Source organism: Methanospirillum sp. (genome assembly GCF_035560735.1).
Lineage (GTDB): Archaea > Halobacteriota > Methanomicrobia > Methanomicrobiales > Methanospirillaceae > Methanospirillum.
In genome coordinates this window covers 1-2,000 of the sequence record NZ_DATMYY010000269.1, presented here as the reverse complement: position 1 = coordinate 2,000, position 2,000 = coordinate 1, and the positions used below count along the sequence as shown (strand labels likewise).

The window sequence follows — 2,000 nt, the reverse complement described above, 5'->3', positions numbered from 1 at the left end:
GTTGCACTGCCTTCGAAGATGAATAAAATTTATAATGCCCGGGCTATTCTCTCCGCTTCTCTGAATTATCTTTTTTTTTCATTTGCACTTCCCGATTTTTCGTACACGTTCCCGAATACCGGGAGACGATATGCTTAATCCTGTGTTTGTACGCAGCACTATGTGCCCCAATCAACGAACAGGTATAGGGAACAAAACTCCAGGCAATGACTCCGGCAGTGGCTCCTTTTCTGATAAATGTCCCTGGTTTTCCAACTACGATGTTTTTTCTCTTTCTGATAGCTGCGAGGAACTCTTCAGCAGTGTCAGCGGGTGCTCCGGTCAGGACACTCCCGACATCAGAGAGGAGATGAGCATCTGAACCACCGGTAAACGGAGTTAAATGTTGTTGTGCATACCGGATCGCTTTCAGATTCAGGTTCCAATTCATTCCCCCACAGATAACCTCGATTCCATCAATATTTTCAAGCACTCCGGGAAGCATCTGTTTCTGGACACACTTGAGTACACCACGGTTAATCCCAAAATACCCAAACGGATGAGCTGCAATCCGGAGGCATGAATACTCTTTGGCAAGGATAAGACACTCAGATACGGTGAGGTTTTGAGGTACTAGTGGATTTTGTCGTCTTTTTTCCCGGTTCAGATCATAAAAATAGTCTTCCAGATCACCGGCTACTTCAAAATAGATCAGAATGTGAGGACCTTCCCGGGTTTCAAGTTCAATACCGGGGATGATGAGGAGATCTTTTTGAGATCTAAATGCTCGAACTGCTCCTTTGATCTCGTTGTGATCTGTTATCGCAACTCCAATCTGGTTCTTCTTGGCGTATGAGAGGAGATCAGGAATCCGGGTCAGTCCATCCGAATACCGGGTATGGATATGCATATCAACAGGATGATACCCGAGTTTATTGAGAGATCTGGCATCTGGTTTTTGATAGTGAATGGATCCGGGCTCGTACGACATCATATCCATCAGTAATTCCCTTTATCCAGGTATTCCATATGTCTTCGTTGTAGATATCTGGATACCACCGGTGATGAATCTTCTGCAAAGTAGTATGTCAAAGAAGAAGATGAGATACCTCTGCGGGAGTTAAATCCGGAATTGTTGTATCTCAACGAGATATGGGCTGAATCAATTTTCAGATCCTTGAGAATAAATAAAAAACCCAGAGACGGTGTGGAGAGCAGATCAGTATTCTGATGACAGAATAGAGAGTATCTGTTCCAATCCAGATCAGGAATTACTCATCATTCGATGAGGAGAAGATGGATGAGAATAAAAATCTACACAGGGTTTGCATGAAACCCTAGTGTTCCTTTGGTTCCGGCCATCACAAGATCTTTGGTTCCATCAAATCCAGAGCCATTATACTGTGCTTTTACATCCATTGTGATTGGATACTGTTTTCCGGCATATTTAAAGGTAGCATCGTTTGAATGGATTTCCAGTTTGCCTGTTGAAGGGGTTAATGTCCCGGTTACTGTTCCTTTTATTTTCACTGTCCATCCCTGTTCAATGAATTTGAAATCAACTGTACCTGTAACTTTGTTATCCGCAGTTATGGTGAAGTTGATTGTTGTTCCACCTTCGAAGGGTTTTCCATCCGAAGTGGTAATTTTTTCCATTGAGTTTTCAACATATTCCCCGGCTACATTCAGGCCTGCTTTTTGCACGCCGGTAGATGCTTTGTTTTTTTCCGTGATTTCTTTGGCTTTTTCTGCGAATTTTTGCTGGTCGTCAGATGATACTCCGAAACTGGTAAGGAGGGAGGTATCAGAGGCAGGCAAGTTTCCCTGATCTTTTCCGTTCTGGCCAATAACTGCTTCTGCAAACACTGATACAACCTGGGTGCTCATCAGCACAAGAAGTATCAAGGTAAATATTTGTGTTCTGATTGTTACTGGCAGTGTCATGATTTTCCTCTCCTTACAAGACGAGATCTAAATCCCGCCTTTGTATATATCCTAATATTGGAGATGAGGGTAAATAC

The 2,000-nt window shown here is 43.0% G+C and carries 2 protein-coding genes; both read right to left on the bottom strand.

Annotated elements, in window-relative coordinates; genetic code table 11:
* Positions 1–43 precede the first annotated feature (43 nt).
* A complete protein-coding gene (locus VN429_RS07570; protein WP_325631640.1) occupies positions 44–979 on the bottom strand; it encodes a PHP domain-containing protein in 936 nt (311 codons plus the stop codon).
* 314 nt (positions 980–1,293) lie between these two features.
* Positions 1,294–1,923 (bottom strand): hypothetical protein, encoded by a 630-nt coding sequence (locus VN429_RS07565; RefSeq protein ID WP_325631638.1) that lies wholly within the window; start codon positions 1,921–1,923, stop codon positions 1,294–1,296.
* Positions 1,924–2,000 lie beyond the last annotated feature (77 nt).

Bases quoted from the DNA above. Each gene is read 5' to 3' on its own strand.
- VN429_RS07565 (WP_325631638.1), bottom strand. From the start codon at position 1,923: ATGACACTGCCAGTAACAATCAGAACACAAATATTTACCTTGATACTT.
- VN429_RS07570 (WP_325631640.1), bottom strand. From the start codon at position 979: ATGGATATGATGTCGTACGAGCCCGGATCCATTCACTATCAAAAACCA.